A 19018-nucleotide genomic window follows, 5' to 3' on the forward strand; every position below is an offset into this window, starting at 1 on the left:
GTTCGGGCCGCTATTTTTCACTTTTGAATTTTACCATTTACTTATTTTCTTATCTCCGCCTGCAACTCTTTTTCCAGCGTGGTCATGATCTTACTCATCCAGCCATCAATTTCCTTGTCGGTAAGCGTTTTCTCTTCATCAAGGAAAGTGAAGCTGATCGCCATTGATTTTTTGTCGGTGCCGAGTTTGTCGCTTTCGAAAATATCGAACAGGTTCACCTCCTGCAATTTGTTCAGTTTGATCTTCTCTACGGCTTTCTCTACTTCACCATAGGTTAGTTGACGTCCAACAACAATGGCCAGGTCTCGCTGTACAGCGGGAAATTTCGGAATGGCTTTGAAAGCCGGTTTGAATGCCGCGGCTGATCTGGAAAGTATATCCCAGTTCAGGTCGGCAAAGAATACCGGTTGTTTGATATCAAAACGTGTCAGTGATTGTTTATGTACAGCACCTGCCTGTACCACCACCTGTCCGTTCAGGCTTCCTTGCAGGCCCGCTTCAAATTTCGGATGATCCAGCAGTTGCCAGTCCAATGATTGTATGCCGAGCAAGTGAAGCAGGTTATTAACGGCGCCTTTGATCACATAGAAGTCAGCTGCGGTGCCTTTGCCACGCCAGCTGTCTTCCTGGTTCTTACCTGTGATATACAGGCAAAGATGTTCCGGCTCAGTATACTTTCCACTGCCGGTTGTATGATACGTTTTGCCGTACTCAAAGAAACGGAGATCATAATTTCGGCGGTTCAGGTTATGTGAGATCGCTTCCAGGCCGGTTTCCAGCATAAAAGGACGCAGGATATTCAACTCTGCACTCAGGTTGTTCAGCATCTTTACAGAGCCTTCAAGTTCAGCATCACTGAAGTAAGCGGAATTGGTGATAGAGTTGGTCATGATCTCGAAGAAGCCAAGTCCGGTGAGATAGTTAGCGGCTTTCTCACGGTAAACGCTTGCCGCGTAATGATCCTCGGTAGACGGAGTGATGGTGATGGCGTCGGGGATATCAACATTATCCAGGCCATCGATCCGCAAAACTTCTTCCACCAGATCAGCCGGGAGACTGATATCGGGCTTATGATAAGGAACAGCAACTCTTAATTCATCTATCCCTTCTTTAACGATCTCAAAGCCGAGGCTTCCGAGGATGCCTTTCACTGTATCAGGGTGATAGTTCTTTCCACTCAATTTTTTCAGGTAATGATATTTGATCGCCACCTGTACCTTTTCCAGTTTATCCGCATAGAGGTCGATCACTTCAGAAGCGATCTCACCACCACAGATCTCTTTGATCAGGTTTGCCGCGCGTTTAAGCACATTCACAGTGGCAGATATATCCGTTCCTTTTTCAAACCTTGTTGCTGCGTCTGTACGCAGGCCATGACGGAATGATGTTTTGCGGATCGTAATACCATCGAAACATGCACTTTCGAGGAAGATATTTTTTGTATCGCTTGTTACACCGCTATGTAAGCCTCCGAATACGCCGGCAATACACATTCCTTCTTTATCATCGCAGATCATCAGGTCTTCGCTGCTGAGCTTTCTTTCTTTTTCATCCAATGTGACGAACGGAGTGCCTTCGGGAAGATTTTTTACGATCACCGTCTGCCCACCGATCTTATCGGCATCGAATGCATGTAAAGGCTGGCCGGTTTCGTGCTGGATGAAGTTGGTGATGTCAACGATATTGTTGATGGGGCGGAGCCCGATCGATTTCAAACGTTGTTGTAACCACTTTGGAGATTCGCCGATCTTCACATTAGCGATGCTTACACCGGAATAGCGGGGGCATGCTTTTTCATTCTCCACTTTTACCTGGATCTTCAGCGAAGTATTATCAGTTTTGAAACCATTGCTGTTCGGCAGTTTTGGTTTCAGGTCTTTTTTATCATGATGAGAAAGATAAGCGCAAACGTCCCGTGCAACGCCCCAATGGCTCATTGCATCCATGCGGTTGGGCGTAAGGCCGATCTCATAAATGAAATCGTCATAAGGCTTGAAATAATCAGCGGCCGGAGTACCGGGCTTCAGATCGGCAGGCAATACAAGGATGCCCGCATGTGAATCGCCGAGGCCGATCTCATCTTCGGCACAGATCATTCCCATGCTTTCAGAACCGCGGATCTTCGCCAGCTTCATCGTCAACGGTTCTCCGGAAGTTGGATAGATGGTTGTGCCAACAGGGGCAACCACTACTTTCTGGCCGGTGGCAACATTTGGGGCGCCGCAGACAATGCTCAGCGGTTCCGCACCACCGATATTCACTTTGGTCAAAGTCAGTTTATCGGCATTGGGATGCTTCTCCGTGTGGATCACTTCTCCGATCACGAGGCCCTTCAATCCGCCTTTCGCCTCTTCGTATTTATGCAGGCTTTCCACTTCCAGTCCAATTGAAGTCAGAATACGGCTTAATCTTTCAGGCTCAACAGTTACAGGCAGGTATTCACTCAGCCATTTATAAGAGATCGTCATGTTTCGGAAGGTTCTTTTAGATTACGGGCAAAGATAAGCAAAGAAGTCGTTGCACGTTGTCCGGTGATCGTTGTCCAGTGATCGTTGTCCGTTGTCCGTTGACCGTTGACCGGAATCAAGGGAGGTGGAATAAATTGGATCTTCGTATACAAATTAAAAGAGAGGGGTTATCGTTTTTAAACGATAACCCCTCTCTTTTAATTTGTGCGGACAACGGACAACGGACAACGGACAACGGACAACGGACAACGGACAACGGACAACGGACAACGGACAACGGACAACGGACAACGGACAACGGACAACGGACAACGGACAACGGACAACCTTTCTTCGTAATTTGTACTATTAAATCTTACTTATGGCAAAATCAGCGAAAAGCATCGCTAAGACCATTGATGCTGCATTTGAGGAAAAAACCACTCTTGACACTGCTTACCTGGTAGATGGGAGCAACAGGCCGGTAACGCTGGAGATCATCGTGGGAGCGCCGGGGCAGACAGCCGTTACAGATATGATCCTTGGTGATGAGCCTATCCTGCGCGGTAAAAAAGGATCGGTCAATGAGTTTACACTGGACATCAATAAGGCGCTTAACGGAAAGAAACTTCACATTACAACCGTGATGATCGACACGTCGCGGGATACCAATAATGTGGAGTCGATTATCCGGTTGCGTGGAGGGTTCAAGTTTATAGAATATGAGTTATTCAAGGTTGTAAAAAATGAAGGGGATAACGCCATCTTCACTTCTGTCATTGAATTCTTTAAACTGTAAGCAACATGAAAAACCTCTGCACCTTACTAACCTGCTGCATCCTCCTCAACACCGCTTTCTCACAGGTGGATGATACCGCGAAAGTGAAACTCGATCTGTTGCGCGCACCAGCGTCTCCCGCCGCCAATCTGCTGGGATTTGCAACCAGCGATATCGAAAAGCCAACCGATATATCTGCATTCATGGCATCATTGCAAAGTTCATCCGGAAACAACTCTATACTTCCGTCCAATTATGCTGTTGATCTTGCTCCGTTCTGGTTGTTCAGGGCAAAAGGGTTAACAACAGATAAAATGGATTCGAAGAAGTTCTCCGATGTATTCCGGCAAACCTTTGTATTCTCCACAGCCGTCCGCGGAGCTGATTCAACGTCGAAAGAGTATAACCCTGCTAATTTTTACAACTCTTTTGGAATAAAATTCTCTATAAAGCGCGGGGCATTCTCCCGTCAAACTACCGAAACACTTGATACGATCAACCTGCTTGCAAGCCAGGTTGCGGCTGATGTGAATGCAACACTTAAGTCGACGCTTGACAGCAATGCCGCGTATCAGTTGCTCGCGGAGGAAAGAAGAAACAGGATCAGGGAGAACGGAGGTAATATGAATGATCCGCAAGTGCTGGCGATCAACAAAAAGATGGCAGCACTGCAGGAAGAACTTCGCAATGGGATCGTTGCTCAAAAAGAGTTGATCCATAGCCGGCTTGCATTGCTGAAAACAAAAGCGGAGGCATTCAGAATTGAACGGTTTGGTTTCTTTATTGATCTTGCAGGAGGTGCAACACTGGAATATGTTGATAAGATCTTCAGCCAGTCGAATGTTCATAACGCTGGTGCGTGGTTGACCTTCGGGGCGAACTATGAATCCGGATGGACCCTGCTCGGGATCACGAGATACCTGTTCAATCCTAAAAAAGCGTTTGCGGATAATGCAGGATTGTTAAAGACAGGAGATGTGTCGACATTTGATGCTGGAGCGAGAATTATATACAATCATCCGAAAAGCAAATTTGCTTTGAGCGGGGAAGGGATCTACAGAAGTGTATTGAACAATGATATCGTCGACCCTTCGTGGAGGCTGGTGGTGAATGCTGAATACGATCTGGGTAACAATCAACGGTTGACTTTTGCGTTTGGGAGGCATTTCAGCGGGATGGTCACACGGGGGAACGTGATCGCAGCGTTGAACTTCCTTAAAGGCTTTGGAAATCGCCGTTAAATGTTTTGCATGGAATTATTGGACAGGCGGAAGAAACCGTGCAGGACGCCAGGCTGTTCGTGCCCGGTTTCTATCCGTTCTATGCGATGCTTGCTATGCGCGCATTTCGACTTTGAAAGCCAGGCTGAAATAAGAGTAAAAATGCCCTTTCTGGTTTGTTGAGTCTGCGTTCCATTCATGTCCGAAAGTAAAGGGATGTTTGTTATCGCAGGCTGCTTCGCCAAAGCCAACAAGAGCATCGGTGGCTGTGACACGAAACGCATAGGTGCTCATCTTTTTCAGGTTGAGCGTAGGCAGTGCGAACCGGATCCATTTATGCGTGTCTTCTTTCTGAATGGCCATGGTGCACTGGCCGAGTGCCGGTCCCCAGGTTTTGTTCACCGGATCAAACTCGTGCAGGCTGAGTTGGATGTTTCCCGGGTATTGAACGGCTGAGGCGAATAGCTGGATATTATCCAGTTGACCCTGATCGGGACAGGTAAATGTTTGTCCTCCGAAATGATCCGTCGGGTCCGTCTGCAGGTGTCCGATCCATAAAGTAGTGTTGTTTTCGGCCTGTGTGAGTACAGGCCTTGCGGGGCTGCCTGGGTTAAATGTATCCATAGCCATTGTTTTTTAATTAGTTAAATAATAAAACACCTTCAGGGCAGCTTGGTCGGTTTGGGAAGATCTGGGATTAGAACTGATTTTTGCGGGCATTTATTGTGCCGGGATGCATCGTTGATCGTTGTCGGTTGACCGTTGACCGCGAACAAACCTGATCGAGCCTCTGAGATATAAATAGATTATCATATTGATGGTTCAAATTCTGTCGTATTTGAGCCGGTCAACGGTCAACCGACAACGGTTAACGAACCCCGGTGTGGATAACCTCCCCATCCCAGTGCAAACTTGGTGCGAAAAGAAAAATAATATGGAAAGCCCCGGCTTGTCATTTTTCAGGTCTATTTTCGCTGTCTGACTACGGGAACATTCCGATAACACAGAGATAATATTTTCTTAAAGCAAGGCTGGAATACATACCCAACGTCATTGGTGTAAAAACTAATGGTTTAACCCTTTATCGCTATAATCGAACGATGGAACTGACTAACCTGAATAAGGACCGGAAGCAGAAGAAAAAGCCTTCATTTGACCTCGGCACAATGGTTTACGGCAAAGTTCCCCCGCAGGCAAAAGACCTGGAGGAAGCTGTGCTTGGAGCTATGATGCTGGAGAAAAATGCTTTTGACGTGGTGATCGAGATCCTGAAATCAGAGTGTTTTTATGTGGAAGCGCATCAGCGGATCTTCAATGCGATCCAGGGTCTGGCCAATAAAAGCCAGCCGATCGATATCCTTACCGTAGCGGAAGAACTTCGCAGCCGTGGTGAACTGGAGCAGGTGGGCGGTGCGTATTATGTTACCAAACTGACAAATGCGGTTGTATCTGCTGCGCACATTGAAGCGCACTCAAGGATCATTCTTCAGAAATTCATTCAGCGGGAGCTGATCCGCATCAGTGGTGAGATCATTGGTGATGCGTATGAAGATTCCACAGACGTATTCGATCTGCTGGATGATGCGGAGAGCAAGCTGTTCGAGATCACGAACAATCACCTTCGGAAAGATTACAATACGATCGATAGCGTACTCGTAAACACGATCAAGCGTATCGAAGACCTTCGTCAGCGGAATGAAGATATTACCGGTGTTCCGTCAGGCTTTAGTGAACTGGATAAAGTGACCTATGGCTGGCAGAATACGGATCTGATCATCCTTGCTGCACGTCCCGCGGTAGGTAAGACAGCATTCGCGCTTAACCTCGCGCGAAATGCGGCGATGCACCCGACAAAACCAACCGGTGTGGCAGTGTTCTCGCTTGAGATGAGTGCCGCCCAGCTAGTACAGAGGATCCTTTCTGCGGAAAGTGAGATCTGGCTGGAAAAGATCGCGCGGGGTAAGATGGAAGAGCATGAGATGAAACAGCTCTATGCCCGCGGTATCCAGCGCCTGGCACAAGCGCCTTTATTCATTGATGACTCGGCTGCACTGAACATTTTCGAGCTTCGGGCAAAATGCCGCCGTTTGAAGAACAAGCACAATATCGGGATGATCATCATCGACTACCTGCAGCTGATGAGTGGGTCCGGCGAAGGAAAAGGAACGAACCGTGAGCAGGAGATCAGCACCATCTCACGTAACCTGAAAGGCCTTGCGAAAGAACTACAGGTTCCCATCATTGCCCTCTCCCAGTTAAGCCGTGCGGTGGAGCAGCGTGGATCAAAAGAAGGAAGCCGTGTTCCACAGTTGAGTGACCTTCGTGAGTCCGGTGCGATCGAACAGGATGCGGACATGGTAATGTTCCTTTATCGTCCTGAATACTATGATATCAGCCAGAGCGCGGAAGGAGAGAACATTAAAGGGCTGACCGAGGTAAAGATCGCTAAACACCGTAATGGTTCTCTCGAAACAGTTAAACTGAAAGCATTACTTCATATACAGAAATTCATCGGATGGGAAGAAGATCCTTATGGCGGTGTTGGCCTGCCATCCGGCAGCTGGACGCCGGTAGGAGGAGATAGCGGTGCCGGCGGCGGGGAGAAATTGTATATCCAGACCGGCAGTAAGATGAATAACCTGCAGGATGATGATGATGCACCTTTTTAAATAATTATCCGGAGTAATAAATCGCAAAGGATGCAAAGAAACCGCAAAGAGCGCAGAGATTATTCTTTGCGCTCTTTGCGGTTTCTTTGCGTCCTTTGCGATACTTAAACAGCATCTATGGCTCTGCCTTACTTTTATCTTTCGACATACTCTTCCAGTCAGAAAACCATTGTTCTCGATGAAGACACCTCGAGGCATGTAGTACAGGTGCTGCGGATGCAGAATGGCGAGAAACTGAATCTTACCGATGGGAAAGGTCATCTGATCACAACAACCATTTCCGACAATCATAAGAAACATTGCACGGTTGAAGTGAACACTGTGCAACAGACCCCTGCTATTGAAAGAAAAACGGTGATAGCAATTTCCCTGCTCAAGAACACCAACCGCTTCGAATGGTTTTTAGAGAAAGCGACCGAACTGGGTGTAAGCGAGATTGTTCCTGTTATCGGAACCAGAACGGAAAAGGAAAAATTCCGTCATGATCGTTTGCAACAGATCCTTGTAAGTGCGATGCTTCAATCCCAGCAAAGCTGGCTTCCGGTATTGCATGAGCCTGTCGGATATGATTCGTTATTCACCCTCGGAGATGTAAACAATATCCCACATAAATTCATTGCGCATTGTGATGAACAATACAAGACGCCCCTTGTGAACGAATTAGCGGCCGCTTCCGGCAGCCGCATAATATTGATCGGGCCCGAGGGAGATTTCACGCCAGATGAAATTGCACTGGCTTTGTCAAACCAATTCAAACCAGTAATGCTGGGAGATACACGTCTTCGTGCAGAAACCGCTGGCGTGGTTGCTGCCAGTTTAATGTGCCTGGTCTGATTCGTTTGGTGTATTATCTTCAAGACGTGGTTCATTCAGCTTCACCACTTTCTTTGCCGCCTTCTTCATCATGACCATATTCAGCATTTCCACGATGAAGGAGAATGCCATACCGAAATAAATATAGTTTTTCAGGTGAAGCATATGTGCCTGCTCGGCATCCCATCCTTCTATCACGAGGCTCAGTCCGATCATTACGAGGAATGAAAGTGCAAGCATTTTCAGCGTAGGATGTTTATGAATAAAGCCTGCAATCGCGGGGCTGAACAGGAACATTACGATCATGGCGATCACTACTGCTGCGATCATGATCTCTACATGTTTTGCAGTACCACCCGCCGTAATGATGCTGTCAAATGAGAACACTGCATCGATCACCATGATCTGCACAATTGCCTTTCCGAAGCTAAGCGGCTTCTTCTTTACCGCAGATTCATTCGGATCTTCGCCTTCCAGCTTATGATGTATTTCGCGTACCGACTTATAGATCAGGAACAGACCTCCCACAAGCATGACAAGACTTGCAAGGTCAAAGCCTTTATCAAATAAAGTGAAGAGTGATTTTCCCTTCTGACTCAACAACCATCCCAGCGCCAGTAGCAATAAGCTCCTGGAGATAATACCCGTGATCATCCACAGCCGGCGTGCACTGTTCTGCTCTTTTTTAGGGAGACGGTTCAGGATGATACTAACAAAGATGACGTTATCGATACCCAGTACAACTTCGAGTACGACAAGAATTACAAAACTGATAATACTTTCACTCGTGAATAAATGTTCCATGTTGGTTGGTAGTGTGCTGTGTGGTTAAAGCAAGCAAAGGGCCTGCCGTATTTCTTTAGTTGATTTTTTCCTTATTTGCTTGTTGTCCGTTGACCGATGCAGTTCTCTACAATTCCCTGCAGATCTTTTTTACAATCGACGGGCCTTCATAAATAAATCCCGTCCACACCTGTACCAGTGAGGCGCCGGCATTTAGTTTTTCCTTAGCATCTGCACCGGTGAATATGCCGCCGGAAGCAATGATCGGGATCTGGCCGCCGGATCTTTTTGAGATATAGGCTACAACATCGGTTGAGCGTTGCTGAACGGGTTTTCCGCTCAGGCCACCCGCTCCGATACTTTCCAGTTTTTCGGGTGAGGTCTTCAGACCGGCACGGTTGATAGTGGTATTGGAACAAACCAGTCCGTCGAGTTTGATCTCCAGTGCAAGGTCTATTACGTCATCGATCTGATCAGCAGTCAGGTCGGGGGCGATCTTTAACAGGATCGGCTTTGCAACTGCTTTGCCATTATTGATCATTTGCAGATGACGGAGGATCTTGCCCAGTGATTCTTTTTCCTGCAGTTCGCGTAAGCCGGGTGTATTCGGGCTGCTTACATTGACCACGAAATAGTCCACATAAGGATGCAGTTCGCGGAAGCAGATATCGTAATCCTTCCACGCGTCTTCGTTCGGGGTTACTTTATTCTTGCCGATGTTACCGCCGATGATGAGGCGTGGCTGCCTACCGGATCGGGATTCTACTGAATCTTTCCATTGTTTCAATCGCTCTATCACCACTTTTACGCCATCGTTGTTAAATCCCATGCGGTTGATAAGAGCCTGGTCTTCCGGTAAGCGGAATAAGCGGGGCTTATCATTTCCTGCCTGTGGCAAAGGTGTCACTGTTCCTATCTCCACAAAACCGAAGCCCAGGGCCTCCAGCTCGCGGAGATAACGTGCATTCTTATCAAATCCGGCCCCAAGGCCTACCGGATTTTTAGGATCGATGCCAGCCACTGACCACCGGGATCCTGCCATCGGTGCCGGGCTAAATGCCGCAGCCAGTAACTTTTTCCCAATTCCTATGTTACACAATAGTTTAAGTGAGTTCATCGAGAAGTAATGCACCCATTCCGGAGAAAATAAAAAAAGACAACGCCTAATCAGGTTATACATAATGGCGCGAAGATAATTCAAGTTCGGCAGCGTTTGGATGGTATGGAAACAGTGATTAAATTTGGGATAGAAAGTTGCATAAACAACCAATGCGTAAAGTTTGAAAGTTTAATGGTTTAAAAGTTTAATAGTTATATCCTGCTCCGGGAATTCCGGACTATCGGAAACTGTTAAATATTTACACTGAAAAACTTTTAAACGCTTAAACTTTTAAACATTTAAACTTTTGACCTATGCAAGAAGCATATATCATAGCCGGTTATCGCACTGCAGTTGGTAAAGCAAAACGCGGTGGTTTTCGTTTTTATCGCCCGGATGATTTGGCGGTGGACGTGATCAAAGGATTGATGGCATCTGTGCCGCAACTGGAATCATCCCGTGTGGATGACGTGATCGTAGGTAATGCCGTTCCGGAAGCGGAGCAGGGATTGCAGTTTGGCCGTATTATTTCCGCGCGTGCACTGGGGTTTTCTGTGCCGGGTGTGACGGTAAACCGCTATTGTGCATCGGGGCTTGAAACCATTGCGATGGCAACAGCCAAGATCCGCATGGGGCAGGCAGACTGCATAATCGCCGGTGGTACAGAAAGCATGAGCCTTGTTCCGACTGCTGGCTGGAAAACGGTTCCTGCCTATTCCATTGCAAAAGATGATCCCGACTACTACTTAAGCATGGGCCTCACCGCGGAAGCAGTAGCTAAAGAATATAATGTAAGCCGTGCTGACCAGGATGAGTTTTCTTATCAGTCGCACCGCAAAGCGATCAATGCCATAGAAAGTGGTTATTTCAAATCAGGGATCCTTCCGATCAATGTGGAAGAAGTTTACCTGGATGAAAAAGGTAAGAAGCAAAAGCGTAATTATATCGTAGATACAGATGAAGGGCCGCGTGCAGAGACTTCTGTTGATGTACTGGCAAAGCTGAAACCTGCATTTGCTGCCAACGGCGTTGTAACTGCGGGTAACTCTTCGCAAACTTCTGATGGCGCCGCTTTCGTGATCGTGATGGGAGAGAAGATGATGAATGAACTGGGACTGAAACCGATCGCGCGCTTGGTGGCTTGCGCATCAGCGGGTGTTCATCCACGGATCATGGGGATCGGGCCTGTGGCGGCAATTCCGAAAGCGTTGAAACAGGTGGATATGAGTTTGAACGATATTGACCTGGTGGAACTGAATGAAGCGTTTGCTTCGCAGGCACTGGCTGTTATCCGGGAAGCAGGACTTGATCCGGCAAAAGTGAATATCAATGGTGGGGCAATTGCATTGGGACATCCGCTGGGTTGTACAGGTTGTAAGCTGACTATCCAGGTGGTGAATGACATGAAGCGTCTTAATAAGAAGTACGGAATGGTAACGGCTTGTGTTGGCGGTGGACAGGGAATTGCAGGGATCATTGAGAATCTTTGATAGCCGAGCGGCGTAAGGTTCCCGCGGATTTCGCAGATCTTGTCAATCCTTTTGCTGAAAAGGTAAAAGTATATGATCGGTATAAATATGGAGAGCGCAGATGACGCAGACAGTCTTCCGACTTAGGGGGAAGAGATTTGCGTCATCTGCGCTCTCCATGTTTGTACTTAAATACTTCCGATGAATTACGGAAAAAGGACTGACAAGATCTGCGTAATCTGCGGGAAACTTCTACGCCAGTCTACTTTTTCAACTGCTCCTGCAAATACTTTAACGCCCTCTCCATCACAGGGTCTTTTTTCTCCAGGTAATCCTGCAAGCTGCGTTTCACTTCAATGTCAGGCTTAATGCCGTAACCTACAAACTCTCTTCCATCAGGATACATATCCTGTTTGGTGCAAACACGTGCAGATCCTCCGCCCGGCAGATCGAACTGGTATGGCTGACCGGTGCTCCCGAAAGAATTTTCTCCCATCTTTATCATATGCTTTTGATTATCGGCAAAGACGAGAAAGTCTTCTGCTGCAGATGCCGTGTTATGTCCAAGCAGGATCACTGTCGGGATCATGATCCGTTTTTCTGTCAGCAGATTTTTTCTTGGCGTGTAATCAAAATCATGATAAGTAAGATCAAGGAGGTTCAATAATGATTTCTTTGACCATTCATTACCTATTGTATCTTTTGGTTCAGTAAATACGCCCCATGCTTTGAAAGATGGTATATGCAAGCGGCTTCTCGTCTTCGAGCCATAAAGAACAGTATCGGCCGTGAGATACTTCAGGATCTCCAGCCCGATAGTCGTACTTCCGCCACCGTTATAACGAAGATCTATCACCATTGCTTTCGCGGTATACAATTCGGGAAGTTTGTTCCAGAATAAAGTATCGATCTTTTTATCTCCAAATGAGTTCAGGCTCACGTACGCGACCTTTTTGTTATCATACCATTTAAAATCCATCAGTTCGCGTTGTGGTTCGAACTCAGGGAACACGGCTTCTTCTTTGGTTTTGCTGTGCGTGAGGGTCTTCGCAATGATCCGGCCATCCGGCTTCTTGATCCTGATATGGAACGTTTCGCCTTCCAGGCCCTGCAGCAATTTTGAATAACTCCAATCCTTCAGCACATAATCGGTAGAGGAAGAAATGTAGGGGGCAACATTTTCGGCAATGAACGCTGGCGTTGGTTTGCCGTTCACTTCAATCACCTCACTTCCGAAAGGAATCTCCGCTTTCTTACTGGCATTTGTTCTGACAATAATAGCCTTACCGTCGATATTCTCAACAAAAAGCCGGTAGTCGCCAAACATAGTGGTCATCACTTTATCCTGGATCGCTGAGGGCATATACACATTGGTATGCCCGTCATTCAGGAATGCGCAAAATCGCTGCAGTTCGCGGAAGTACACGTAATCATTAGGTGTGTTTCCAATAGAGCCGATAAGTGTTTTGTAAGTGCTGTCCCAGGCTTTACGGTCGACCTTGTTCAGGTACACAAAATTGTAGTTGACTTCCTGCCAGAATTTTGACAGGCCATAGATCTTGTCGGATGGAGAAAGCGTGTTCGGTATCTGCCCAAAACAGGTCAGTACAAGCTGGAAAGAGAGCCCAAGTGAAAGGATCGTTTTTTTCATTTAGTTATGATCTTAGGTTTTGAGTTTTGAAACTGCATGATTGTAACACAGGCTACTGCCCGAAGGCGTCCACGAAATTCTACTTGTTCGCGGTGTATTTTCCCCATTTATACGAATGAGGCTCAATATTTGTTACTAGCGGGTAACCGAATAAACACACAGTATCCAAGAAAAGTGAAAAATCCTATGGATAGAAGAGCCTTCCTGACTGCCGGGCGTACTAAGAACGCGCCGATACCGGCAGCCCCTGAATTCCGGACCGAGTCCGGCCTGAATGAATACCAGGGTGCCTGGACCCGAAATGAAGCCCAACATTTATTGAAGCGTCTGATGTTTGGATCTGCCAAACAGGATATAGATTATTTCTCGTCCCGGACGATGCAGCAGGCGGTTGATGAGCTGCTGAATCCTGCATCCCAGTTTCCGGCGCCACCGGTCAATGATTACACCGAAGATATGGCTGACCCTGTTGTGGCTCCAGGCGCCACCTGGATCAATGATCCAACAGATAACAACGAGTTGAACGAGTTCCGCCAGGAATCGTTCAAAAAATGGTGGGCAGGTGTGATGCTCAACCAGGATCGGAGTATCCGCGAAAAACTGACCCTCATGTGGGCTGATCATTTCGGTACGGAAACAAACACTATCCGGAATGCACATTTTATTTATAAGCACAATGATCTGCTTCGGAAGGATTGCCTCGGCAACTTCAGGAAAATGGTCAAGGATGTAACGATCGATCCGGGAATGCTGATCTATCTTAATGGCTATCTGAATGAAGCGACAGCGCCAGATGAGAACTACGCACGGGAGCTGATGGAGTTGTATACGCTTGGTAAAGGCCCAACCGTTGCCTATACGGAACCTGATGTGCGTACTGCCGCAAGCGTTCTTACCGGCTGGCGGATCAACCCGGATACACTGGAAGTTTATTTTGATCCAGCAAAGCACGACATCAAGAGCAAAACGTTCTCTTCCTATTATAACAATACGGTGATCCCCGGACGCACCGGCGCGGATGGTGCACTTGAAACGGACGACCTTATTTCAATGCTGTTTGCAAAACAGGAGACATCGAAATATATCTGCCGCTGTATCTATCGCTGGTTTGTTTATTATAAAATAGATGCCGCTGCAGAAGCAAATGTGATCGTGCCGCTGTCCATCATTTTCCGGTCAAACAATTACGAGATCAAACCAGTACTTGAAGCTCTTTTCAAAAGCGAGCATTTCTTTGATGTGCTGAACCAGGGCTGTTTGATCAAAAGCCCGGTTGATCATGTGATAGGTTGCATGCGTGAATTCAATGTTGTTTTTCCTGCTGTGGCAGATTATACGGATGCATATGGTATGTGGAGTTTCATCCGTTCTTTTATGCAGGCAATGGGGCAGAATATTGGTGATCCGCCGGATGTATCCGGCTGGCCTGCATATTACCAGGAACCGGCATATCATGAAATGTGGATCACGCATGATACGCTTCCGAAGCGAAATCAGTTCACCGATCTGATGACCTGGAATGGTCACACACGCAATGAAAAAACGATCATCATTGATGTGATCGCCTTTACTAAAACACTATCAAATCCGGGTGATCCGAACAGGCTTGTGGCGGATGCTCTCGGTGTAATGTACAGGGTGCCGGTTTCTGATACCGCCATTCAATCGATCAAACAATCGATCCTGCTTAGCGGTCAAACACAGGATTACTACTGGACCAATGCATGGAATGGTTATCTCTCGGATCCCGGCAACATGCAGGCGCAAACCATTATCAGCAACAGGTTAAAAAGCCTGTACCAGTATCTTATGAATTTATCAGAATACCAATTATCCTAAACCTATCTTATGAGAAGAAGAGACTTTTTGCGGAATTCCCTGCCGGCGGCTGCCGTGTTGCCAGCTGTTGTAGATGGCTATTCCATCAAGGCATTTGCCGCAGATTCTCCCTTGCTGCAGGCCCTGATGAATCCAACGACTGAAACAGATCATGTGCTCGTCATTGTGCAGCTGAGTGGCGGTAATGATGGATTGAATATGGTGATACCTGTATCTAATTACAGTGGTTACTACAGTGCGCGCAGCAATGTGGCTATCGCGGAAAGTAAGATCCTGAAACTGGAGGGATATGACAAGACCGGTTTACATCCGGCAATGACGGGTTTACAAAGAATGTATAATGATGGCAAGCTGAATATTGTTCAGGCTGTTGGTTATCCAACACCGAACTTCTCACATTTCCGGGCGACCGATATCTGGATGAGTGGCTCAGCCAGTGACGAAGTAGTCAGTACGGGCTGGGCCGGCCGTTATCTTAACACAGAATACCCGAACTATCCGGAAGGTTACCCCAATGAAACGATGCCCGACCCACTGGCCATACAGATCGGATCGATCACCTCACTGGCATTGCAGGGGCCCGCAATGAACATGGCGATGGGTATTACAAACCCGACGAGCTTCTACAACCTGATCAATAATGTGGTTGATCCCGCACCGGATAACCCGATGGGGTATGAGCTTACCTACATTAGAACGATCGCGAAACAAACCAACAAGTTTGCAGAACGCATCATTGCAGCAGCAGGCAAAGTGCCGCAACAGGCCGCTTATCCGCAGGACAATTACCTGGCCGATCAGTTGAAGATCGTTGCACGATTGATAAAAGGCGGGTTGAAAACAAGAATCTACATGGTAGGAATGGGCGGGTTTGATACGCATTCATCGCAGGCTGAATCTTCCGATACTTCCATCGGCACCCATGCAAATCTGCTGAAGACTCTATCTGATGCGATCAAAGCGTTCACAGATGATTGCCAGTTCCTCGGTGTGCAGGACAGGGTCATGGGATTAACCTTTTCAGAGTTTGGGCGCAGGATCAAATCCAACTCAAGTATGGGTACAGATCATGGCGCCGCAGCTCCGATGTTTATTTTCGGTAAACAGGCGATCCCCGGTGTAACAGGCAATAATCCTTCTATTCCGACAGGGGCTTCTGTGCAGGATAATATCCCTTTCCAGTATGATTTCAGGAGTGTATACGCTACGATCCTGGAGAAATGGTTTTGCGTGCCGGCATCAACAATCGAAACAGTCCTGTTCCGCAATTTTCAAAGCCTGAATATTGTGAGCGATGCAACCTGTAAAGGAACGCCGGTCAATGATCCCAACCAGACAGCAGGAGAGCAGCTGGTCACTAATTATCCGAACCCATTTACTACAACCACAACTATACAGTATAAAACACAGGGAGGCCATACGCTTGTGCAGATCATCGATATGCTGGGGCGTGTGATCAAAACACTGGTGGACGCCGACCTTCGTACTACTGGCACTTTTACCGTTACATTTGATAGCGGTGCATTGCCGGCGGGTGTTTATTATGCGAGATTACAGAATGAGGCGAAACAACAGGTGAGGCCAATGCTGAAAGTTCGTTAACCCGCACCGGTTCAGACATCGTTACATTTAGTAACATTCATCAGAAAGGAATTTTTAAGATGTTCCGCGCTATAAAACGCACCATTTATCAAAAACTAATCCCATTAATCCCGCATATCCAATAAATCCCCGTAATATGCGTAAATGGAACCCATCATCAGTATCCGTAATCTTTCCAAGAGTTACGGAACCAAAACCGTTTTACAGGATATCAATGTAGAGATCTATCCCGGTCAGGTGATCGGGTATATCGGTCCAAATGGCGCGGGGAAAAGCACCACCGTAAAAATATTATGCGGATTGCTTACAGACTACCAGGGAACGGTCACTGTCAATGGCCTGGATGTAAAGACGCAGACGCTTGATGTAAAAAAACAGATCGGATACATTCCTGAGCTGGCTGAGTTGTATGATGTACTCACTCCAAACGAATATCTTCAGTTCACTGCTACTTTATATAACCTGGAAAAAGAGGTCGCCACTCAACGCATCGAAAAGATCATGGCGGCATTCGGGCTAGAAGCCAATCTCAATCAGCGGATGGATACGTTCAGCAAAGGCATGCGTCAGAAGGTGCTGATCGCTTCAGGTCTTTTGCATAACCCCGGGATCATCATTCTTGACGAACCTCTTAGTGGCCTCGATGCGAATAGTGTGATCATTATGAAGGAGCTGATCAGCCGCCTTGCAAAAGATGGCAAAACGATATTCTATTGCAGCCACATGATGGATGTTGTTGAAAAAGTAAGCGACAGGATCGTACTGATCAATGGAGGACGGATCGTAGCGGATGGCTCTTTTGAGGAGTTAAAACAGCAGCAGGGAGACAAGAGCCTTGAGCAGATCTTTGCATCATTAACCGCCACAGATTCTTTATCAGCTGCGGCTGATGAGCTGGCTAAAGCAATGGAGAGCCGGTCATGAATATAATCAACAAAGCTTTTCTGAAACTGGCATTGCTGCCTTCACCGGTGTATGACAGGATGGGCGTTGATAAGAGCGCGCTCACCGCGATCCTCAACATTAAGCTTACGATGGATGATCGCAGGGTAAGCGGACTTCAACAGGCACAAAGAAAAAAATCTGATAAGGATGTTTCATCGGCAACGATCATTACGATGGTCGTAAGCGCGGTGCTGGGCCTGCTTTACCTGATGGCTTTCTATATCGGCAATAATATTGTTACCGGACTGACCTTTTATTTCTTCATGTTCTTTTTTATGTTGTCGGCAACATTGATCTCCGATTTTACCTCGGTGCTGATCGATGTGCGGGACACATTTATCATATTGCCCAAGCCGGTAAATGACAGAACGGTGCTGCTGGCGAGATTGCTTCACATCTTTATTCATATCTGCAAGCTGGTCTTGCCGATGGCTTTGCCCGGTGTGATCTACATGGGAGTTAAGTACGGAATTGCATCAGCGGTTTGGATGATCCCGATGATATTATTGCTGACGCTGTTAGCGATCTTTTTTATCAATGCAGTGTACCTTATTATTCTCAGGATCACTACGCCTCAGAAATTCCAGAATGTGATCAGTTATTTTCAGATCGTATTTGCGATCGTGATATATGCAAGTTATCAGATCCTTCCGCGAATGATGGAAACAAAAGGTATTCTTGAATTCGATCTTACCGCTTATGGTTGGTCTGCGGCGTTGCCCATGTACTGGATGGCAGTAGGGTGGCAGAGTCTGACTTCGCTGACATTTACTGCAGAGTCTGTGATCTTCCTGTTTGCCTCGATCGTTGTTCCCTTACTATGTGTATGGGTGGTGGTGAAATTCCTGGCGCCTTCTTTTAATAACAAGCTGGCGTTGATCAACAGTTCCGCAGATGGCCCGGCTGCACCCGTAACGCTTAAAAAGCATAAGAGATCCGGGATTGCCGAAAAGTTAGGTACTATTTTGACCAAAGGAAATGGAGAGACAGCGGGGTTTTTGTTTGCATGGAGGATGTCTGGCCGCAGCCGTGATTTTAAGTTGAAAGTTTACCCATCTATCGGGTATATGCTGGTATTGGTCGTGGCAATGTTTTTACGGTCAAAAAATTTCTCGCTGGCTACGCTTGCTGACAATGGGAAAGAGTTCAAGATCTTTATGATCGTTGGTATTTACCTGATGTCGCTTTTACTGGTGACCGCTATTTCACAGATGGTCTATTCAGAGAAGTACAAAGCGGCCTGGATCTTTCAGGTTGTACCGCTGGAGTATCCGGGAGAAGTGATCCTTGGAGCAGTGAAAGCAATCGTGTTGAAGTTTTATGTGCCTATCATCGTGTTGATCGCTATTCCGGGATTGATGATCGGCGGATGGCCCGCATTGCCAAATTTGCTGTTAGGATTGTTCAATCAATTGCTGATCGCTGCACTGCTTGTGTATATCAACTTCCGGAATCTTCCTTTTTCCCGGAAACAGAATGCAAACCTGAATGGCGGATCGTTTATCCGGAACATGGGTGTAATGCTGATCTCCGTCTTTATTGCCATGCTTCATTATGCTGCGTATGATATACTTGTAGTGGTGTGCATCGCGGCGGTATTGTCGATGATCGCAACCTGGTTGATCACAGGCAGTATCCGGAAAACGTCCTGGGCAAAGATCAAGGCGGAACAGGATGCGTAGTTTACCCCGCCTGAGCATTTA

Annotated in this window: 14 protein-coding genes; 9 read left to right on the top strand and 5 right to left on the bottom strand. The window is 47.0% G+C overall.

Translation table 11 applies throughout. From position 1 onward, the window contains the following. Positions 1–41: 41 nt before the first annotated feature. Entirely contained in the window at positions 42–2468 is a 2427-nt protein-coding gene (gene pheT, locus LZZ85_RS19160; protein WP_237874963.1) for a phenylalanine--tRNA ligase subunit beta, read from the bottom strand. Between the two features lie 361 nt (positions 2469–2829). Here pheT and LZZ85_RS19165 point away from each other — a divergent pair, with 361 nt between their 5' ends. Then, complete coding sequence (locus LZZ85_RS19165; protein WP_237874964.1) at positions 2830–3246, top strand: hypothetical protein; 417 nt, start codon at positions 2830–2832, stop codon at positions 3244–3246. A gap of 5 nt (positions 3247–3251) precedes the next feature. Further along, on the top strand, positions 3252–4466 hold the full coding sequence (locus tag LZZ85_RS19170) for a hypothetical protein (RefSeq protein ID WP_237874965.1): 1215 nt from the start codon (positions 3252–3254) through the stop codon (positions 4464–4466). Between the two features lie 93 nt (positions 4467–4559). Here the strand turns inward: LZZ85_RS19170 and LZZ85_RS19175 are convergent, their stop codons facing one another. Then, the gene (locus LZZ85_RS19175) at positions 4560–5069 is read right to left on the bottom strand and encodes a hypothetical protein (RefSeq protein WP_237874966.1); all 510 of its coding nucleotides are present in this window, start codon (positions 5067–5069) and stop codon (positions 4560–4562) included. A gap of 476 nt (positions 5070–5545) precedes the next feature. On the opposite strand from LZZ85_RS19175, the gene dnaB reads away from it, so the two are divergent. Continuing rightward, entirely contained in the window at positions 5546–7114 is a 1569-nt protein-coding gene (gene dnaB / locus LZZ85_RS19180) for a replicative DNA helicase (RefSeq protein WP_237874967.1), read from the top strand. Between the two features lie 117 nt (positions 7115–7231). Continuing rightward, the gene (locus LZZ85_RS19185) at positions 7232–7948 is read left to right on the top strand and encodes an RsmE family RNA methyltransferase (protein WP_237874968.1); all 717 of its coding nucleotides are present in this window, start codon (positions 7232–7234) and stop codon (positions 7946–7948) included. Here the strand turns inward: LZZ85_RS19185 and LZZ85_RS19190 are convergent. Both LZZ85_RS19190 and LZZ85_RS19195 read right to left on the bottom strand, forming a co-directional pair. Beyond that, entirely contained in the window at positions 7931–8731 is an 801-nt protein-coding gene (locus LZZ85_RS19190; RefSeq protein ID WP_237874969.1) for a TerC family protein, read from the bottom strand. The genes LZZ85_RS19185 and LZZ85_RS19190 overlap by 18 nt on opposite strands. A gap of 106 nt (positions 8732–8837) precedes the next feature. After that, positions 8838–9890 carry a quinone-dependent dihydroorotate dehydrogenase gene (locus tag LZZ85_RS19195; RefSeq protein ID WP_237874970.1) on the bottom strand — a complete coding sequence of 351 codons (1053 nt, stop codon included), beginning with the start codon at positions 9888–9890 and terminating at the stop codon, positions 8838–8840. A gap of 233 nt (positions 9891–10123) precedes the next feature. Here LZZ85_RS19195 and LZZ85_RS19200 point away from each other — a divergent pair, with 233 nt between their 5' ends. Continuing rightward, positions 10124–11299, top strand: a complete 1176-nt coding sequence (locus LZZ85_RS19200; RefSeq protein ID WP_237874971.1) for an acetyl-CoA C-acyltransferase — start codon at positions 10124–10126, stop codon at positions 11297–11299. A 241-nt stretch (positions 11300–11540) separates the two neighbouring features. On the opposite strand, the gene LZZ85_RS19205 is transcribed toward LZZ85_RS19200, so the two are convergent. After that, entirely contained in the window at positions 11541–12929 is a 1389-nt protein-coding gene (locus LZZ85_RS19205; RefSeq protein WP_237874972.1) for a S41 family peptidase, read from the bottom strand. A 186-nt stretch (positions 12930–13115) separates the two neighbouring features. Between LZZ85_RS19205 and LZZ85_RS19210 the strand changes: the two genes are divergently transcribed. From LZZ85_RS19210 to LZZ85_RS19225, 4 genes are all read left to right on the top strand, one after another. Next, complete coding sequence (locus tag LZZ85_RS19210; protein ID WP_237874973.1) at positions 13116–14768, top strand: DUF1800 domain-containing protein; 1653 nt, start codon at positions 13116–13118, stop codon at positions 14766–14768. 9 nt (positions 14769–14777) lie between these two features. Continuing rightward, the gene (locus LZZ85_RS19215; RefSeq protein ID WP_237874974.1) at positions 14778–16370 is read left to right on the top strand and encodes a DUF1501 domain-containing protein; all 1593 of its coding nucleotides are present in this window, start codon (positions 14778–14780) and stop codon (positions 16368–16370) included. A 144-nt stretch (positions 16371–16514) separates the two neighbouring features. Beyond that, entirely contained in the window at positions 16515–17294 is a 780-nt protein-coding gene (locus LZZ85_RS19220; protein ID WP_237874975.1) for an ABC transporter ATP-binding protein, read from the top strand. Continuing rightward, positions 17291–18997, top strand: coding sequence for a hypothetical protein (locus LZZ85_RS19225; protein WP_237874976.1), 1707 nt, complete (start codon positions 17291–17293; stop codon positions 18995–18997). The genes LZZ85_RS19220 and LZZ85_RS19225 overlap by 4 nt, the downstream gene beginning before the upstream one ends. The last annotated feature ends 21 nt before the right edge of the window (positions 18998–19018 follow it).

Origin of the sequence: Terrimonas ginsenosidimutans, from assembly GCF_022012415.1 — a bacterium.
GTDB classification, from domain to species: domain Bacteria; phylum Bacteroidota; class Bacteroidia; order Chitinophagales; family Chitinophagaceae; genus Terrimonas_A; species Terrimonas_A ginsenosidimutans.